Source organism: Pseudomonas mendocina, from assembly GCF_900636545.1.
Taxonomy (GTDB): Bacteria; Pseudomonadota; Gammaproteobacteria; order Pseudomonadales; family Pseudomonadaceae; genus Aquipseudomonas; species Aquipseudomonas mendocina.
Genome location: NZ_LR134290.1, coordinates 2,522,816 through 2,539,426, shown reverse-complemented (window position 1 = coordinate 2,539,426; position 16,611 = coordinate 2,522,816). Strand labels below are relative to the sequence as shown.

At 62.0% G+C, this 16,611-nt stretch carries 14 protein-coding genes; 13 read left to right on the top strand and 1 reads right to left on the bottom strand.

The annotated features are described in order from the left end of the window. The first annotated feature begins 44 nt into the window (after positions 1-44). From EL191_RS11675 to EL191_RS11650, 6 genes are all read left to right on the top strand, one after another. Positions 45-1,211: a ribosomal protein uL16 3-hydroxylase gene (locus EL191_RS11675; protein WP_013715488.1), complete on the top strand. Its 1,167-nt coding sequence runs from the start codon at positions 45-47 to the stop codon at positions 1,209-1,211. Then, a complete protein-coding gene (locus EL191_RS11670; protein ID WP_013715487.1) occupies positions 1,204-1,629 on the top strand; it encodes a GNAT family N-acetyltransferase in 426 nt (141 codons plus the stop codon). The genes EL191_RS11675 and EL191_RS11670 overlap by 8 nt, the downstream gene beginning before the upstream one ends. 8 nt (positions 1,630-1,637) lie before the next feature. Then, on the top strand, positions 1,638-2,279 hold the full coding sequence (locus tag EL191_RS11665; RefSeq protein WP_041979345.1) for a DUF7931 domain-containing protein: 642 nt from the start codon (positions 1,638-1,640) through the stop codon (positions 2,277-2,279). Then, positions 2,276-3,085 (top strand): secretin N-terminal domain-containing protein, encoded by an 810-nt coding sequence (locus EL191_RS11660; protein ID WP_041979346.1) that lies wholly within the window; start codon positions 2,276-2,278, stop codon positions 3,083-3,085. The genes EL191_RS11665 and EL191_RS11660 overlap by 4 nt, the downstream gene beginning before the upstream one ends. 561 nt (positions 3,086-3,646) lie before the next feature. Beyond that, a complete protein-coding gene (locus EL191_RS11655) occupies positions 3,647-5,242 on the top strand; it encodes an isocitrate lyase (RefSeq protein ID WP_013715484.1) in 1,596 nt (531 codons plus the stop codon). 151 nt (positions 5,243-5,393) lie between these two features. Beyond that, positions 5,394-6,056, top strand: a complete 663-nt coding sequence (locus EL191_RS11650) for a hypothetical protein (RefSeq protein ID WP_041979347.1) — start codon at positions 5,394-5,396, stop codon at positions 6,054-6,056. A gap of 39 nt (positions 6,057-6,095) precedes the next feature. Here EL191_RS11650 and EL191_RS11645 read toward each other — a convergent pair whose 3' ends face one another. Next, the gene (locus tag EL191_RS11645; protein WP_041979348.1) at positions 6,096-7,493 is read right to left on the bottom strand and encodes a pectin acetylesterase-family hydrolase; all 1,398 of its coding nucleotides are present in this window, start codon (positions 7,491-7,493) and stop codon (positions 6,096-6,098) included. Positions 7,494-8,062: 569 nt separating this feature from the next. On the opposite strand from EL191_RS11645, the gene EL191_RS11640 reads away from it, so the two are divergent. The 7 genes from EL191_RS11640 to nuoH all read left to right on the top strand — a co-directional run bounded on the left by EL191_RS11640 (position 8,063) and on the right by nuoH (position 16,606). After that, positions 8,063-8,476, top strand: coding sequence for an NADH-quinone oxidoreductase subunit A (locus tag EL191_RS11640; RefSeq protein WP_013715479.1), 414 nt, complete (start codon positions 8,063-8,065; stop codon positions 8,474-8,476). Between the two features lie 10 nt (positions 8,477-8,486). Next, the gene (locus EL191_RS11635) at positions 8,487-9,164 is read left to right on the top strand and encodes a NuoB/complex I 20 kDa subunit family protein (RefSeq protein ID WP_013715478.1); all 678 of its coding nucleotides are present in this window, start codon (positions 8,487-8,489) and stop codon (positions 9,162-9,164) included. 63 nt (positions 9,165-9,227) lie between these two features. After that, the gene (gene nuoC / locus EL191_RS11630; protein WP_041979349.1) at positions 9,228-11,009 is read left to right on the top strand and encodes an NADH-quinone oxidoreductase subunit C/D; all 1,782 of its coding nucleotides are present in this window, start codon (positions 9,228-9,230) and stop codon (positions 11,007-11,009) included. Continuing rightward, the gene (gene nuoE / locus EL191_RS11625) at positions 11,006-11,506 is read left to right on the top strand and encodes an NADH-quinone oxidoreductase subunit NuoE (RefSeq protein ID WP_085982470.1); all 501 of its coding nucleotides are present in this window, start codon (positions 11,006-11,008) and stop codon (positions 11,504-11,506) included. Before nuoC ends, nuoE begins: the two co-directional genes overlap by 4 nt. Then, complete coding sequence (nuoF, locus tag EL191_RS11620; RefSeq protein ID WP_041979351.1) at positions 11,503-12,849, top strand: NADH-quinone oxidoreductase subunit NuoF; 1,347 nt, start codon at positions 11,503-11,505, stop codon at positions 12,847-12,849. Before nuoE ends, nuoF begins: the two co-directional genes overlap by 4 nt. Positions 12,850-12,908: 59 nt before the next feature. Next, on the top strand, positions 12,909-15,617 hold the full coding sequence (gene nuoG, locus EL191_RS11615) for an NADH-quinone oxidoreductase subunit NuoG (protein WP_041979352.1): 2,709 nt from the start codon (positions 12,909-12,911) through the stop codon (positions 15,615-15,617). Next, positions 15,614-16,606: an NADH-quinone oxidoreductase subunit NuoH gene (gene nuoH / locus EL191_RS11610; protein ID WP_041979354.1), complete on the top strand. Its 993-nt coding sequence runs from the start codon at positions 15,614-15,616 to the stop codon at positions 16,604-16,606. Before nuoG ends, nuoH begins: the two co-directional genes overlap by 4 nt. Positions 16,607-16,611 lie beyond the last annotated feature (5 nt).

Sequence of the window (16,611 nt, the reverse complement as noted above, 5' to 3'; positions counted from 1 at the left end):
GGCGTTTTTGTTTTAAGGTTTTTATCTATTTCAAGGGCTTACTGATGAATCCTGATACTCCGCTGCAATTGCTGGGTGGCCTCACAGCCCGTGAATTTTTGCGCGACTACTGGCAGAAAAAACCGCTGCTGGTGCGCCAGGCCATTCCTGACTTCGAAAGCCCGATCAGCCCGGATGAACTGGCCGGCCTGGCGCTGGAAGAAGAAGTCGAGTCGCGCCTGGTGATCGAGCATGGTGAGCGCCCCTGGGAACTGCAGCGCGGCCCGTTCAACGAGGACACCTTCCAGGATTTGCCCGAGCGCGACTGGACGCTGCTGGTACAGGCCGTCGACCAGTTCGTCCCGGAAGTGGCCGAGCTGCTGGAAGACTTCAAGTTCCTGCCCAAGTGGCGCATCGATGACCTGATGATCAGCTTCGCTGCCCCCGGCGGCGGTGTCGGCCCGCATTTCGACAACTACGACGTATTCCTGCTGCAGGCTCACGGCCATCGCCGCTGGCAAATTGGCCAGATGTGCGATGCCGACAGCCCGCTGCTCCCCCACGCCGATCTGAAGATCCTGGCTCAATTCGAACCAACCGATGAATGGGTGTTGGCACCCGGCGACATGCTTTACCTGCCGCCCTGCCTCGCCCACTGTGGCACCGCTGAGGATGATTGCATGACCTATTCCGTGGGCTTCCGCGCGCCGAGCGCCGCTGAAGTACTGACCCATTTCACTGACTTCCTCGGCCAGTTCCTGCCCGACGAAGAGCGCTACAGCGATGCCGACATCCAGCCAAGCGAGGATCCCAACCAGATCCAGCGCGACGCTCTGGAGCGCCTCAAGGCCCTGCTCAACGAACACATGAGCGACGAGCGCCTGCTGATGACCTGGTTCGGCCAGTTCATGACCGAGCCCAAGTACCCGGAACTGGTCGCCGGCATCGAGATCGAGGAAGAAGACTTCCTCGGCGCCCTGGAAGATGGCGCGATCCTGATCCGCAACCCCAGCGCGCGCATGGCCTGGTCGGAAGTCGGTGAAGATCTGGTGCTGTTCGCCAGTGGCCAGAGCCGCCTGGTTTCGGCCCACCTGCGTGAGCTATTGAAGCTGATCTGCAGCGCCGATGCGTTACATGTGGAAAACCTCGGTGCCTGGCTGGCCGACGACGAGGGGCGTACCCTGCTGTGGGAACTGGTCAAACAAGGCAGCCTGGGATTTGCCGATGAGTGAGATCTCCGTCCGAGTCGCGGACTGGCATAGGGACAATGCCGAGCTTCGTCGTATCCGCGACAGCGTATTCGTCGCCGAGCAATCGGTGCCGCCGGAACTGGAGTGGGACGCCGAAGATACCGAGGCCGTGCACTTTCTCGCAGAGGAAGGTGACTACCCGGTTGGCACCGCGCGCCTGCTGCCGGATGGCCATATCGGTCGTGTCTCGGTACTGAAGGACTGGCGCGGCCTCAAGGTCGGCGAGAAACTGATGCAGGCGGTGATCGCAGAAGCGGAAAAACGCGGCCTGCATCAGCAAATGCTCACCGCTCAGGTGCACGCGACGCCGTTCTATGAAAGGCTAGGCTTCAGGATTGTCAGCGAAGAGTACCTCGACGCCGGCATACCGCACGTAGATATGGTGCGCACCAGCCAGTAGAGACCCAGATGAACGAAAAAGACGCCCCGGTCGACCCGATCGATACGCCAGTTCCCATTGAACTGGCGGCCATCGAATTCGAGTCGCCGGGGCGTTTTGCCGTGCATAACCCCGAATCCGTCACGGCGGATGCGGCGCAATGGGAACCCGCTCCGTTCACCCTCGGCCAGCATGAGCACCTGGAGCGCTTCAGCAAACCGCAGGAAGCGCGCGCGCATGTCCTGGCACTGATACAGCAGGCCCAGCGCAACCTGTGCCTGTATACCGACGATCTCGAGCCCTGGCTTTATCACCACAGCAGCGTGCAGCAGGCCTGCACCCGCTTCCTGCTGAACAGCCCGCGGGCGCGCCTGCGTATCCTGCTGCGCGATCCAACCCGTGCGGTGAAGGAAGGCCATCGCCTGCTCGCCCTATCGCGTCGGCTGTCCTCCAATCTGCATATCCGCAAACTCAACCCGGACTACGCCAGTGATGAACTGGCCTTCCTGATCGCCGACGACAGAGGCTTGTTCTTGCGCCCAGAACTCGATCAGCAGTCCGGCTACACCCTGTACAACGATCCGGCGCGCGTGCGCCAGCGCCAGGCCCAGTTCGATCAGGCCTGGGACACCAGCATTACCGACCCTGACTTGCGGAGCTTCCTGCTATGACCTTGCGCACGCTGTTCGCCGCCCTGCTTCTCGGCCTGTGCCTGCCTTTGCAAGCCGCGACCGAGGTGATCCCGCTGAATTACCGCACCGCCGACGACGTGCTCGGCGTGGTGCAGTCGATGCTCGGCAACGAGGGCAAGGTTAGCGCCTACGGCAACCAGCTGATCGTCAACGCCTCACCGGCCAAGATCGGTGAAGTTCGCGTGCTCCTGCAGCAGCTCGACACCCGCCCGCGCCGCCTGCTGATCACGGTGGAAAGTGCCGACAGCAACTATCAGAACGACCGCGGCTACAGGGTCGATGGCACCCTCAGCGCAGGCAATGCAGAGGTCCAGGTTGGCCGTGGCGAAGTCAACGGCCGCGACCAGGTGCGCATCATCCGCCGCAGTACCGACAGCCGTGGTGGCGGCACCCAGCAGGTACAAGCAACCGAAGGCTATCCGGCGCTGATTCAGGTCGGCCAGAGCGTGCCGTTGACCACCACCAGCACCGGCCCCTACGGCCAGGTCTACCAAGACACCCAATACCGCGACATGACCCGCGGCTTCTACGTGACGGCCAGCCTCACCGGCGAGTTGGTGCACGTTTCCATCAGCAGCCAGCGTGACCGGATGAATGATCATCGTCCCGGGGTGGTCGATGTGCAGAGCACCGACACGCGCGTCAGTGGTCGCCTGGGCGAATGGATAACCCTGGGCGGCGTCAGCGAGGAGACCAGTTCCAGCGGTCGCGATGTACTACGCCGGCACACCACTCAAGGTCGCGAGGACATGTCGCTGCGCCTTAAGGTCGAAGCTCTCGACTGACGCTGCGACCAAAGTCGAATGCTCCTGAGCCTCAAGAACGATGGACAAGCCGCACAACCCGCAAATTGCCTGAAACGCCCGCCCCATGGGCCACCACGCGTGACCATGCAGTCGCCGAATGAATATGTAGTAGTTTTAAAAAACCACTACAAAACGTTTGACGAAGCATTTCCCCAGAGGCATGATGGCCTCGCTCCCGCTAGCCAGGGGTCCTGAAAAGGATCTCCAGATCGTTCACGAAGTACTTCGTAGCGGTCCGTGTCCCAACAGCCCACAAGGCCGTACGACGAGGTTGCGACTGGAACGAAGTTGTCCTGAGGGACGGGGAAGCGTTTAGCGTCAGACAGATCGAAAGCCCAGCAGGTTGCCCAAGGTTTCCACGAGCCAACCGGTAAATGCGACGTTCTCGAACTGTTCGCCACATCCCCCCTCCTCGCGGTCAATCCTCGCCCCAGCCGTTTTCCCCGCCGTCAAAGTGGAAGCCTCCCGCAGCCGCTGCATCCGTGCACGCATTGCGTGGGTAGTCGGTGCTCAACCAACACATTTCTTGAAGGATTGACCATGTCCGCATATCAAAACGACATCAAGGCTGTAGCCGCTCTGAAAGAGAAGTTCGGCAGCAGCTGGAGCGCTATCAACCCCGAGTCCGTCGCCCGTATGCGCGCTCAGAACCGCTTCAAGACCGGTCTGGAAATCGCTCAGTACACCGCTGACATCATGCGCAAGGATATGGAAGAGTACGACGCCGACTCCTCCGTCTACACCCAGTCCCTGGGCTGCTGGCACGGCTTCATCGGTCAGCAGAAGCTGATCTCGATCAAGAAGCACCTGAAGACCACCAACAAGCGCTACCTCTACCTGTCCGGCTGGATGGTTGCCGCCCTGCGCTCCGACTTCGGCCCACTGCCGGACCAGTCGATGCACGAGAAGACTGCCGTCTCCGACCTGATCGAAGAGCTGTACACCTTCCTGCGTCAGGCCGACAGCCGCGAACTGGACCTGCTGTTCACCGCGCTGGACGCCGCTCGTGATGCTGGCGACCACGCCAAGGCTGCCGAGATCCAGAACCAGATCGATAACTACGAAACGCACATTGTCCCGATCATCGCCGACATCGATGCCGGTTTCGGTAACCCGGAAGCCACCTACCTGCTGGCCAAGCGCATGATCGAAGCCGGTGCCTGCTGCATCCAGATCGAGAACCAGGTTTCCGACGAGAAGCAGTGCGGCCACCAGGACGGTAAAGTGACCGTTCCTCACGCCGACTTCCTCGCCAAGATCGCTGCCGTTCGCTACGCCTTCCTCGAACTGGGCATCGACAACGGCGTGATCGTCGCTCGTACCGACTCCCTGGGTGCCGGCCTGACCAAGCAGATCGCCGTGACCAAAGAGCCGGGCGACCTGGGCGACCTGTACAACAGCTTCCTCGATTGCGAAGAAGTGTCCGCTGCCGACCTGGGCAATGGCGATGTCGTGATCAACCGCGGCGGCAAACTGCTGCGTCCGAAGCGCCTGCCGTCCAACCTGTTCCAGTTCCGCAAGGGCACAGGCGAAGACCGCTGCGTACTAGACTGCATCACCAGCCTGCAGAACGGCGCCGACCTGCTGTGGATCGAAACCGAGAAGCCGCACGTTGGCCAGATCAAGGCCATGGTTGACCGCATCCGCGAAGTCATCCCGAACGCCAAACTGGTGTACAACAACAGCCCGTCCTTCAACTGGACGCTGAACTTCCGTCAGCAGGTGTTCGACGCCATGGTTGCCGAAGGCAAGGATGTTTCCGCCTACGACCGCGCCAAGCTGATGAGCGTCGAGTACGACGAGACCGAGCTGGCTCAGATCGCCGACGAGAAGATCCGTACCTTCCAGCGCGATGGTTCTGCCCACGCCGGCATCTTCCACCACCTGATCACCCTGCCGACCTACCACACTGCGGCTCTGTCCACCGATAACCTGGCCAAGGGCTACTTCGCCGACCAGGGCATGCTGGCCTACGTGAAAGGTGTTCAGCGTCAGGAACTGCGTCAGGGTATCGCCTGCGTCAAGCACCAGAACATGGCTGGCTCCGACATCGGCGACAACCACAAGGAGTACTTCGCTGGCGAAGCTGCTCTGAAGGCGAGCGGTAAAGACAACACCATGAACCAGTTCCACTAAGAACGGTTCCCTGCTGCGGACCACGCATCCGCAGCAGACTTTTTGCCTAATCCGCCCCGGTTCTACCGGGGCTTTTTTCGTCTGCGTTTATTGTCCAGGCAAACCGGTCTTTCAGCTCCTAAGCTCAAATGACGCCCCCTGGAACCTGCCTATGCCCTCGCCTCGTAACGCCCTGCTATTGGGCAGTTGCCTTCTGATCGGCAACGCAACACTGACCTGGTACTGGCAACGCCCCGCCATCGAAGAACACCTCAGCCTCGAGCCCGAGCAGCTGCCGACAGCTCAAGCCGCGCAAGCCAGCCCAACGCCAGCAGCGCCGCCCCTCAGCACGGAGCAGCTGCAACTGCTGGCCCGCCCGGAAATCCAGCAACAGGAACAGCGCCTGGGATTTCACCAGCGCTATAGAGACTTCATCGAACACGCCAAACAGCTAGACGCCGAAAAGCGCGAAGCACAGGCAGAAGATCTGGGCAAAGGGCTCGACGCAATGGAACAGAGAGGCGAGCTTGCATTGAGCGAGGCCCTGCTGCTGCAGATCGCTCTGATCAAAGCTGTCAGCGAGGACGAGGCCGAGCAGAAAACACGCGCCGAAGCGCTGATCAAACGCTATCAGGTCATCAGTGCAGAGCGCGAAGCCAGACTGGCACAACGGCCCGACCCAAACTTCGAACGCTACAAGGCCGAGGAGAAACGCATCGTCGAGGAAGTACTCGCCCAGCAGAACGTCCCCGACGGGCTCACTCGCGACCAGTACCTAAGGCAACGCCTGCAGGAGGCACGCGAGCGCAATTATCGGCAAGATCCGGACAGCTGAACGCTGCAGCGAAACCGCTCGCTGCAGCGCCGGCTCTGCTCAGAGCAGTTGATCGAGCAGGTAATACAGCAGATTGAATGGTTTGTTGCGGTCGGCCACATCGCTGCCTTCGGAAGCATCAAGGACCTGCCCGCTACCATCGAGCACGTTGCTGACGAAGTGATCCAGCTGCAGATTCTGCTCCTGGATATCGGAGTTGGCGAACTCGATGATGCTGGTGCAGTGGCTTTCGTTGACGTTGCGGAACTGCGGAAAATAACCTCCGACATTGCCCAGGCTGGCCAACTGGCTGCGCAGACGCGTGGTATCAGTGGCCCAGCGCTGCCTGATTAACGCCTCCTTGGCCGCCTGATTCGGCGCATTGACGATTTCCGGATAGAAGCGCTCGTAGGAATAGGACGAATAGTTCAGGTCCTGCCAGAAGTGCGTGTGCCCCATGCGGTCGCCCGGCAGGTTGCTCGACAGCGCGGGGTACAGGCTGCCCAGGTCGTTGCGGTTGAAGCCTGGCAGGCGTGCCTGCAGGTACTGCAGGGGACCTTGAGCGGCATCCAGCCCCCAGGCCTGGCGAATGAAGGCCTGCAATGGATAGGACGGATACGTCTGATTGTCGCCGGCAAGGGCGGTGTACACCGGCCCGGAGTCGTTAATCAGGTAACCGCGATCCGGGGCGATGTCCTGACGCAGATTGGCGTAGTTGGTCAGGCTCCCGGCGCCACCTGCACTGCAGCCCGTGGTCAGCATCTGGGTAGGTCGCGGCAAGTTGTCTTTCAACCACCCCGCCACCGCACGCATGTTGCGCAAGCCGTTGTGGTGCCACACCAACGGCGGATTTTCTCCTTGCGGATCCTCGTAGATCGCCACCTTGTCGCCGGAGTAGATATCGCCCGTGCAGTACGGCACATAGACGATGTTCCAATTCTGCGTCTTCACTCGTGTCCAGGGATGCAGACGTACGACGAAGGGGCTCACCAGACTGGCGCCAGGGTTGAGCAACGACATGTAGTCATCAGCGATGCCATCAGGATTGCGTGCCCCACGGATGCCGCTTTGCCCGCTGCAACTGGCGTAATCCCAGCAGGCACCGCCACCTTCCAGATAAACGATGGTGTTGCGTGTGTTCGGCACACGATTGATGAAGAATTTGTAAGGCGATCCATTCCCGCACACAGCGCCGGTCTGCGGCGCCATCTGAATCGTTTGCCAACCGTAGTAATTACCGGGGTTGAAGCCGCTGTTGAATCCCGGCGGATTGGCCAGGAGCGGATACGGGCCGAGACGCTGTGCAGGCGTCACTGGATTGTCGGCCTTTGGCGGCGAGACCAGATTGCTCAGACCCTGCCAGAAGTTGTAATCGCCAAGTTCGGCGTTGGCAGGTCCACTCAGGACCAGCAGGAGAACGGCTGGAATGGCGCGTGGCAAGGCGCGGGCGACAGGCATGGAAAACCCCTCATGTTGTTAAGCATGCGAAGGGTCGGCATACCCAGGCAGGGGCAACTGCGCAGACCCAGCGGATGGCGGGTACTGCTCAATCAGAAAGGCATCGCCCCACGGCGATTCATGCACGCTAGTACAAGATTCGGTGTGCGGCACCCCAGAATGAATAACTTTTGGTGATATGTAAGCCTGCGAGTTATGCGCTGTAGGAATTTAACGGCGCACTCTGCTGCTTTGGCCTTAACACCAAAGTGGCAATGAATTGCTCATCTAGCCGAGGGCAATCACGCTGCGGAATAAGGCAAATTAGTCGGATGAATGAGCCTTGAAATTGCCAGAACAGAGTCATCGGCTATAGTCCTGAAACGCCGCCCCATACGGCTCGCTTCAGAATTACACCGATGCGACAAATCGATCAGAGATGAACAAATTTCAGGAATAAATTTCCTCTGAAAAATTTACTTACAGTTAGCGTACACATAGTATTGTATACACACTTTGCGTCAGCACCCTTGGGGGAGCTGCACTGCTAACTAAATTAAAAGCCGTTCCTTAGTTCAAGGAGTACCGGCATGCCTGATGCGGTAACGACCATGTCCCATAACTGGGCTTTCGCTGTGTTCTTGCTGGGTGTCTGTGGGCTCATCGCCTTCATGCTCGGCGTTTCCAGTCTGCTCGGCAGCAAAGCCTGGGGACGTAGCAAGAACGAGCCTTTCGAGTCGGGCATGCTTCCTACCGGCAGCGCGCGTCTGCGCCTGTCAGCCAAGTTCTATCTGGTCGCGATGCTCTTCGTGATCTTCGACGTTGAAGCCCTCTATCTCTTCGCTTGGGCAGTCTCGGTGCGCGAAAGCGGCTGGGCGGGCCTGATCGAAGCTACAGTTTTCATAGCAATTCTGTTGGCAGGTCTTGTCTATCTTTGGCGTATCGGGGCGCTCGATTGGGCACCGCAGGGACGTCGTGAACGGCAGGCGAAGCTAAAACAATGAGGCTTTGGCGATGCAATACAAACTTACTCGGGTCGACCCGAATGCGCCCAATGAGGCGTATCCGATCGGCCAGCGGGAGGTCGTCTCCGACCCGCTGCTAGAGGATCAGGTTCACAAGAACATCTACATGGGCAAGCTCTCGGACGTGCTTAACGGCGCGGTCAACTGGGGGCGCAAGAATTCCTTGTGGCCGTACAACTTCGGCCTGTCCTGCTGCTATGTGGAAATGACCACCGCCTTCACCGCCCCGCACGATGTGGCGCGTTTTGGCGCGGAAGTCATTCGCGCATCACCCCGCCAGGCCGACTTCATGGTCATCGCCGGCACCTGCTTCATCAAGATGGCGCCGGTCATCCAGCGTCTCTACGAGCAGATGCTGGAGCCCAAGTGGGTTATCTCCATGGGTTCATGCGCCAACTCCGGCGGCATGTACGACATCTACTCGGTCGTTCAGGGCGTGGACAAGTTCCTCCCCGTGGACGTCTACATTCCCGGCTGCCCGCCCCGTCCGGAGGCGTTCCTGCAAGGCTTGATGCTGCTGCAGGAATCCATCGGCCAGGAGCGCCGCCCGCTATCCTGGGTCGTTGGCGATCAAGGCATCTACCGTGCCGAAATGCCTTCGCAGAAGGAACAGCGTCGCGAGCAGCGAATCGCCGTTACCAACCTGCGTAGCCCCGACGAAGTCTGAGCCGATGCTTGCCTGCGCAAGCGTCATGCCCACTTTCTACGTTGATCGACAGCGACCGAGACCATGACTCAAGACACCGTTGTGTCCATACCGCCTTACAAGGCTGACGACCATGACGTCGTCGCCGAACTGCGCGCCCGTTTTGGCGACGACAGTTTCACCCTGCAAGCGACCCGCACCGGCATGCCGGTGCTCTGGGTCGCCCGTGAGCGCCTCATTGAAGTGCTCACCTGCCTGCGCAATCTGCCGCGCCCCTACGTGATGCTCTACGACCTGCACGGCGTCGACGAGCGCCTGCGCACCCAACGCCGCGGCCTGCCGGACGCCGACTTTACGGTGTTCTATCACCTGATGTCGCTGGAGCGTAATAGTGACGTGATGATCAAGGTCGCCTTGTCCGAGCGCGACCTCAACCTGCCCACCGCCACCGGTATCTGGCCCAACGCCAACTGGTACGAGCGCGAAGTCTGGGATCTGTACGGCATCACCTTCACCGGCCACCCGCACCTGAGCCGCATCATGATGCCGCCGACCTGGGAAGGTCACCCGCTGCGCAAGGACTACCCGGCGCGCGCCACCGAATTCGATCCATTCAGCCTGACCCTGGCCAAGCAACAGCTCGAGGAAGAAGCTGCGCGCTTCCGTCCCGAAGACTGGGGTATGAAACGCGGCGGCGATCACGAGGACTACATGTTCCTCAACCTCGGCCCCAACCACCCATCCGCCCACGGCGCCTTCCGCATCATCCTGCAGCTCGACGGCGAAGAGATCGTCGATTGCGTGCCAGAGATCGGCTACCACCACCGTGGCGCCGAGAAGATGGCCGAACGGCAAAGCTGGCACAGCTTCATCCCCTACACCGACCGCATCGACTACCTCGGCGGGGTGATGAACAATCTGCCCTACGTGCTCTCGGTCGAGAAGCTGGCCGGGATCAAGGTGCCGGCCCGCGTCGACTTCATCCGCGTGATGCTCGCCGAATTCTTCCGTATCACCAGTCACCTCTTGTTCTTGGGCACCTATATCCAGGACGTGGGCGCCATGACCCCGGTGTTCTTCACCTTCACCGATCGCCAGCGCGCCTACAAGGTGATCGAGGCCATCACCGGCTTTCGCCTGCACCCGGCCTGGTACCGCATTGGCGGCGTCGCCCACGATCTGCCGCGCGGCTGGGACAAGCTGGTCAAGGAGTTCGTCGACTGGCTGCCCAAGCGCCTGGACGAATACGAAAAGGCGGCGCTGAAGAACAGCATCCTCAAGGCCCGGACCATCGGTGTGGCCCAGTACAACACCAAGGAAGCCCTGGAATGGGGCACCACCGGTGCCGGCCTGCGCGCCACCGGTTGCGACTTCGACCTGCGCAAGGCGCGCCCCTACTCCGGCTACGAGCACTTCGACTTCGAGGTGCCGCTGGCCGTCAACGGCGATGCCTACGACCGCTGCATGGTGCGCGTGGAAGAGATGCGCCAGAGCATCCGCATCATCGATCAGTGCCTGAAGAACATGCCGGAAGGCCCGTACAAGGCCGACCACCCGCTGACCACGCCGCCGCCGAAAGAGCGCACGCTGCAGCACATCGAAACCCTGATCACCCACTTCCTGCAGGTTTCCTGGGGCCCGGTCATGCCGGCCAACGAAGCCTTCCAGATGATCGAGGCGACCAAGGGCATCAACAGCTACTACCTGACGAGCGACGGCAGCACCATGAGCTACCGCACCCGGATTCGCACCCCCAGCTTCGCCCACCTGCAGCAGATCCCTTCGGTGATTCGCGGCAGCATGGTGGCGGACCTGATCGCCTATCTGGGCAGTATCGACTTCGTCATGGCCGACGTGGACCGCTGATCATGAGCACGCTAATTCAGACCGACCGTTTCACCCTCAGCGAAACCGAGCGCTCGGCCATCGAGCACGAGATGCATCACTACGAAGACCCGCGCGCCGCCAGCATCGAGGCGCTGAAGATCGTGCAGAAGCAACGCGGCTGGGTGCCAGATGGCGCTGCTGACGCCATTGGCGAGATTCTCGGCATACCTGCCAGCGACGTCGAAGGAGTGGCCACCTTCTACAGCCAGATTTTCCGTCAGCCCGTCGGTCGCCACGTGATTCGCGTGTGCGACAGCATGACCTGCTACATCGGCGGCCATGAATCGGTGGTCAGTGAGATGCAGAAGCAGCTTGGCATCGGCCTTGGCCAAACCACCAGCGATGAGCGTTTCACCCTGCTGCCGGTGTGCTGCCTGGGCAACTGCGACAAGGCTCCGGCGTTGATGATCGACGACGACACCTTCGGCGACGTTCAACCCGACGGCGTCGCCAAGCTGCTGGAGGACTACAAATGAAGACCCTCACCTCCATCGGCCCAGCCAACCGCATTACCCGCAGCGAAGAAACCCACCCGCTGACCTGGCGCCTGCGTGATGACGCCCAGCCGGTATGGCTGGAGGAATACCAGCAGAAGAACGGCTACGCGGCCGCACGCAAGGCGCTGACCGAGATGGCGCAGGCCGACATCGTGCAGACCGTCAAGGAATCCGGCCTCAAGGGCCGTGGCGGTGCAGGCTTCCCCACGGGCGTGAAGTGGGGCCTGATGCCGGCCGACGAATCCATGAGCATCCGCTACCTGCTGTGCAATGCGGACGAAATGGAGCCCAACACCTGGAAAGACCGCATGCTCATGGAACAGCTGCCCCACCTGTTGGTGGAAGGCATGCTGATTTCGGCGCGTGCGCTCAAGGCCTATCGCGGCTACATCTTCCTGCGCGGCGAGTACGTCGACGCCGCGGCCAACCTCAACCGCGCCATCGACGAAGCCAAGGCTGCCGGCCTGCTCGGCAAGAACATCTTCGGCTCAGGCTTCGATTTCGAGCTGTTCGTGCACACCGGCGCCGGCCGCTACATCTGCGGCGAGGAAACCGCGCTGATCAACTCGCTGGAAGGTCGCCGTGCCAACCCGCGCGCCAAGCCGCCCTTCCCGGCTGCTGTCGGCGTGTGGGGCAAGCCCACCTGCGTCAACAACGTCGAAACCCTGTGCAACGTGCCCGCCATCGTTTCGGGCGGTGTTGACTGGTACAAGGGCCTCGCCCGCCCGGGCAGCGAAGACCACGGCACCAAGCTGATGGGCTTCTCCGGCAAGGTGAAGAACCCCGGTCTGTGGGAACTGCCGTTCGGCATCACCGCCCGCGAGCTGTTCGAGGACTACGCCGGCGGCATGCGTGACGGCTACAAGCTCAAGTGCTGGCAGCCTGGCGGCGCCGGTACCGGCTTCCTGCTGCCCGAGCACCTCGAGGCGCAGATGTATGCCGGCGGCATCGGCAAGGTCGGCACGCGCATGGGCACCGGCCTGGCCCTGGCGGTGGACGACTCGATCAACATGGTTTCCCTGCTACGCAATATGGAAGAGTTCTTCGCCCGCGAGTCCTGCGGCTGGTGTACGCCGTGCCGCGACGGCCTGCCGTGGAGCGTGAAGATTCTCCGCGCCCTGGAGCGTGGCGAAGGCACCCGCGAGGACATCGCCACCCTGCTCGGCCTGGTCAACTTCCTCGGCCCGGGCAAGACCTTCTGTGCTCACGCACCGGGTGCCGTGGAGCCGTTGGGCAGCGCGATCAAATATTTCCGTGAAGAGTTCGAGGCCGGTGTGGCCAAGGTGGCGACCACGCCCCGCATGCCGGCAAGTGCGAGCTGAACAGACGAATTCCCTTAGCCAGCCGCTTTTATGAAGCGGGTAAACGAAGACTCAAAGAAATGGCCACTATCCACGTAGACGGCAAAGATTTCGAAGTCGATGGTGCAGACAACCTCCTGCAGGCCTGCCTGTCCCTCGGACTCGATATCCCCTACTTCTGCTGGCATCCGGCGCTAGGCAGCGTCGGCGCCTGCCGCCAGTGTGCGGTCAAGCAGTACAACGACGAGAACGACACTCGTGGTCGCATCGTCATGTCCTGCATGACGCCTGCCACCGACAACACCTGGATCAGCATCGACGACGAGGAATCCAAGGCGTTCCGCGCCAGCGTCGTCGAATGGCTGATGACCAACCACCCGCACGACTGCCCGGTGTGCGAGGAAGGTGGTCACTGCCACCTGCAGGACATGACGGTGATGACCGGGCACAACGCCCGTCGCTATCGCTTTACCAAGCGGACTCATCAAAACCAAGAGTTGGGCCCCTTTATCGCTCACGAGATGAACCGCTGCATCGCCTGCTACCGCTGCGTGCGCTACTACAAGGATTACGCTGGCGGCACCGACCTGGGCGTCTATGGCGCGCACGACAACGTGTACTTCGGCCGCGTCGAGGACGGCACGCTGGAAAGCGAGTTCTCAGGTAACCTGGTGGAGGTCTGCCCCACCGGCGTGTTCACCGACAAGACCCACTCCGAGCGCTACAACCGCAAGTGGGACATGCAGTTCGCCCCGAGCATCTGCCACGGCTGCTCCAGCGGCTGCAACATCAGTCCCGGTGAGCGCTACGGCGAGCTGCGCCGTATCGAGAACCGCTTCAACGGCTCGGTGAACCAGTACTTCCTCTGCGACCGTGGCCGCTTCGGCTATGGCTACGTCAACCGCGAAGACCGCCCGCGTCAGCCGCTACTGGCCGGCCAGGCCATCGGCATCGATGCCGCGCTGGACAAGGCCGCCGAGCTGCTCAAGGGCAAGCGTGTCATCGGCATCGGCTCGCCGCGCGCCAGCCTGGAATCCAACTTCGCCCTGCGCGAGCTGGTCGGCGCCAGCAACTTCTACAGCGGCATCGCCGCCAGCGAACTGGCCAATATCCGCCTGATCCGCGACATCCTGCAAAACGGCCCGCTGCCGACACCGACCCTGCGCGATGTCGAGCTGCACGACGCCATCTTCGTCCTTGGCGAAGACCTGACCCAGACCGCTGCACGCCTGGCCCTGGCCCTGCGCCAGGCGGTCAAGGGCAAGGCCACCGAAATCGCTGCCGGTGCGCGTATTCAGGACTGGCACATGGCGGCGGTGCAGAACGTCGCCCAGCACGCGCTGCACCCGCTATTCATCGCCAGCGTCGCTGAAACCCGCCTCGACGATATCGCCGAGCAGTGCGTGCACGCCGCGCCGGCCGACCTGGCCCGTATCGGTTTCGCCGTGGCTCATGCCATCGACCCGAACGCCCCGGCCGTCGACGGCCTGGACGCCGAAGCCGGCGAACTGGTGCAGCGCATCGCCGATGCCCTGATCAATGCCAAGCGCCCGCTGATCATTTCCGGCGCATCCCTGGGCGACAAGGCCCTGATCGAAGCCGCCGCCAATATCGCCAGCGCGCTGAAGAACCGTGAGAAGAATGGCTCGCTGAGCCTGGTGGTACCCGAAGCCAACAGCCTGGGCCTGGCACTGCTCGGTGGCGAGTCCGTCGATGCCGCACTCGATGCTGTGAGCAACGGCCAGGCCGATGCCGTGGTGATACTGGAAAACGACCTGTACCGCCGCGCGGATACCGCCAAGGTGGATGCAGCACTCAGCGCCGCACAGACGGTGATCGTCGCCGATCACCAGCGCACCGCCACCAGCGAACGCGCCCATCTGCTGCTGCCGGCGGCCAGCTTCGCCGAAGGCGACGGCACCCTGGTCAGCCTCGAAGGCCGCGCTCAGCGCTTCTTCCAGGTCTATGAACCGAGCTACTACGACGCGGGCATTCTGATTCGCGAGGGCTGGCGCTGGCTGCACGCGCTGCACAGCACCCTGCAGGGCAAGGCCGTGGACTGGACGCAACTGGATCAGGTCACCGCAGCCTGCGCCGCCAGCAACCCGCATTTGTCCGGCATCAAGGATGCCGCACCGAGCGCCTCGTTCCGCATCAAGGGGCTCAAGCTGGCGCGCGAGCCGCACCGCTACAGCGGCCGCACCGCCATGCGCGCCAATATCAGCGTGCACGAGCCGCGTCAGCCGCAGGATCAGGACACCGCTTTCGCCTTCTCCATGGAAGGCTACGCCGGCAGCAAGGAAGATCGGCAGCAGATTCCGTTCGCCTGGTCGCCGGGCTGGAACTCGCCACAGGCCTGGAACAAGTTCCAGGACGAGGTCGGCGGGCACCTGCGCGCCGGCGACCCCGGCGTACGCCTGCTCGAAGCTGCCGGCAACGCCCTGCCCTGGTTCGCCGTGAACGCCGCGTTCAACCCGGCAGCCGGCACCTGGCAGGTGGCGCCGCTGCACCACCTGTTCGGCAGCGAGGAAAACTCCGCGCGCGCCAAACCGATTCAGGAGCGCATGCCCGAACCTTACGTGGCCCTGGCCCGCGATGAAGCGGCACGCCTGGGGGTGAACGACGGTGCGCTGCTGGCCCTGCGCGTCAATGGCCAGGCCCTGCGCCTGCCGCTGCAGGTGCGTGATGATCTGGCCATCGGTCTGGTCGGCTTGCCGCTTGGCCTGCCTGGGATTCCGGCCGTCATCGCCGGTGCCAGCGTGACCCTGCTGCAGGAGGCCGCGCAATGAGCTGGTTGACGCCCGAACTGATCGAGATCGTCATCGCGGTACTCAAGGCCATCGTCATCCTGCTGGTGGTGGTGGTCTGCGGCGCGCTGCTGAGCTTCATTGAGCGCCGTCTGCTCGGCTGGTGGCAGGATCGCTACGGGCCCAACCGCGTGGGGCCGTTCGGCATGTTCCAGATCGCCGCCGACATGATCAAGATGTTCTTCAAGGAGGACTGGACGCCGCCGTTCGCCGACAGGTTCATCTTCATCCTGGCGCCCATGATCGCCTTCGCCGCAATGCTGATGGCCTTCGCCATCATCCCCATCACCCCGACCTGGGGCGTGGCGGATCTGAACATCGGCATCCTGTTCTTCTTCGCCATGGCGGGTTTGTCAGTCTACGCGGTGCTGTTCGCCGGCTGGTCGAGCAACAACAAGTTCGCCCTGCTCGGCAGCCTGCGTGCCTCGGCCCAGACCATCTCCTACGAGGTGTTCCTGGCCCTGGCGCTGATGGGCGTGGTGGCGCAGGTCGGCTCGTTCAACATGCGCGATATCGTCGACTACCAGGCGCAGAACCTGTGGTTCATCATTCCGCAGTTCTTCGGCTTCTGTACCTTCTTCATCGCCGCCGTCGCCGTGACCCACCGTCACCCGTTCGACCAGCCGGAAGCCGAGCAGGAGCTGGCCGACGGTTACCACATCGAATATGCCGGGATGAAATGGGGCATGTTCTTCGTTGGCGAATACGTGGCCATCGTCACCGTGTCGGCCTTGCTGGTAACCCTGTTCTTCGGTGGCTGGCATGGCCCGTTCGGCATCCTGCCGCAGATTCCGTTCTTCTGGTTCGCGCTGAAAACGGCCTTCTTCATCATGATCTTCATTCTGCTGCGCGCGTCGATCCCACGCCCGCGCTATGACCAGGTCATGGCCTTCAGCTGGAAGTTCTGCCTGCCGCTGACCCTGATCAACCTGCTGGTGACCGGCGCCGTCGTGCTGGCCACGGCCCAGTAAGGAGA

Bases quoted from the DNA above. Each gene is read 5' to 3' on its own strand.
- EL191_RS11640 (WP_013715479.1), top strand. From the start codon at position 8,063: ATGCCTGATGCGGTAACGACCATGTCCCATAACTGGGCTTTCGCTGTG.
- EL191_RS11660 (WP_041979346.1), top strand. From the start codon at position 2,276: ATGACCTTGCGCACGCTGTTCGCCGCCCTGCTTCTCGGCCTGTGCCTG.
- EL191_RS11655 (WP_013715484.1), top strand. From the start codon at position 3,647: ATGTCCGCATATCAAAACGACATCAAGGCTGTAGCCGCTCTGAAAGAG.
- EL191_RS11675 (WP_013715488.1), top strand. From the start codon at position 45: ATGAATCCTGATACTCCGCTGCAATTGCTGGGTGGCCTCACAGCCCGT.
- EL191_RS11645 (WP_041979348.1), bottom strand. From the start codon at position 7,493: ATGCCTGTCGCCCGCGCCTTGCCACGCGCCATTCCAGCCGTTCTCCTG.
- nuoH (WP_041979354.1), top strand. From the start codon at position 15,614: ATGAGCTGGTTGACGCCCGAACTGATCGAGATCGTCATCGCGGTACTC.
- nuoF (WP_041979351.1), top strand. From the start codon at position 11,503: ATGAAGACCCTCACCTCCATCGGCCCAGCCAACCGCATTACCCGCAGC.
- EL191_RS11635 (WP_013715478.1), top strand. From the start codon at position 8,487: ATGCAATACAAACTTACTCGGGTCGACCCGAATGCGCCCAATGAGGCG.
- nuoG (WP_041979352.1), top strand. From the start codon at position 12,909: ATGGCCACTATCCACGTAGACGGCAAAGATTTCGAAGTCGATGGTGCA.
- EL191_RS11670 (WP_013715487.1), top strand. From the start codon at position 1,204: ATGAGTGAGATCTCCGTCCGAGTCGCGGACTGGCATAGGGACAATGCC.
- EL191_RS11665 (WP_041979345.1), top strand. From the start codon at position 1,638: ATGAACGAAAAAGACGCCCCGGTCGACCCGATCGATACGCCAGTTCCC.
- nuoC (WP_041979349.1), top strand. From the start codon at position 9,228: ATGACTCAAGACACCGTTGTGTCCATACCGCCTTACAAGGCTGACGAC.
- EL191_RS11650 (WP_041979347.1), top strand. From the start codon at position 5,394: ATGCCCTCGCCTCGTAACGCCCTGCTATTGGGCAGTTGCCTTCTGATC.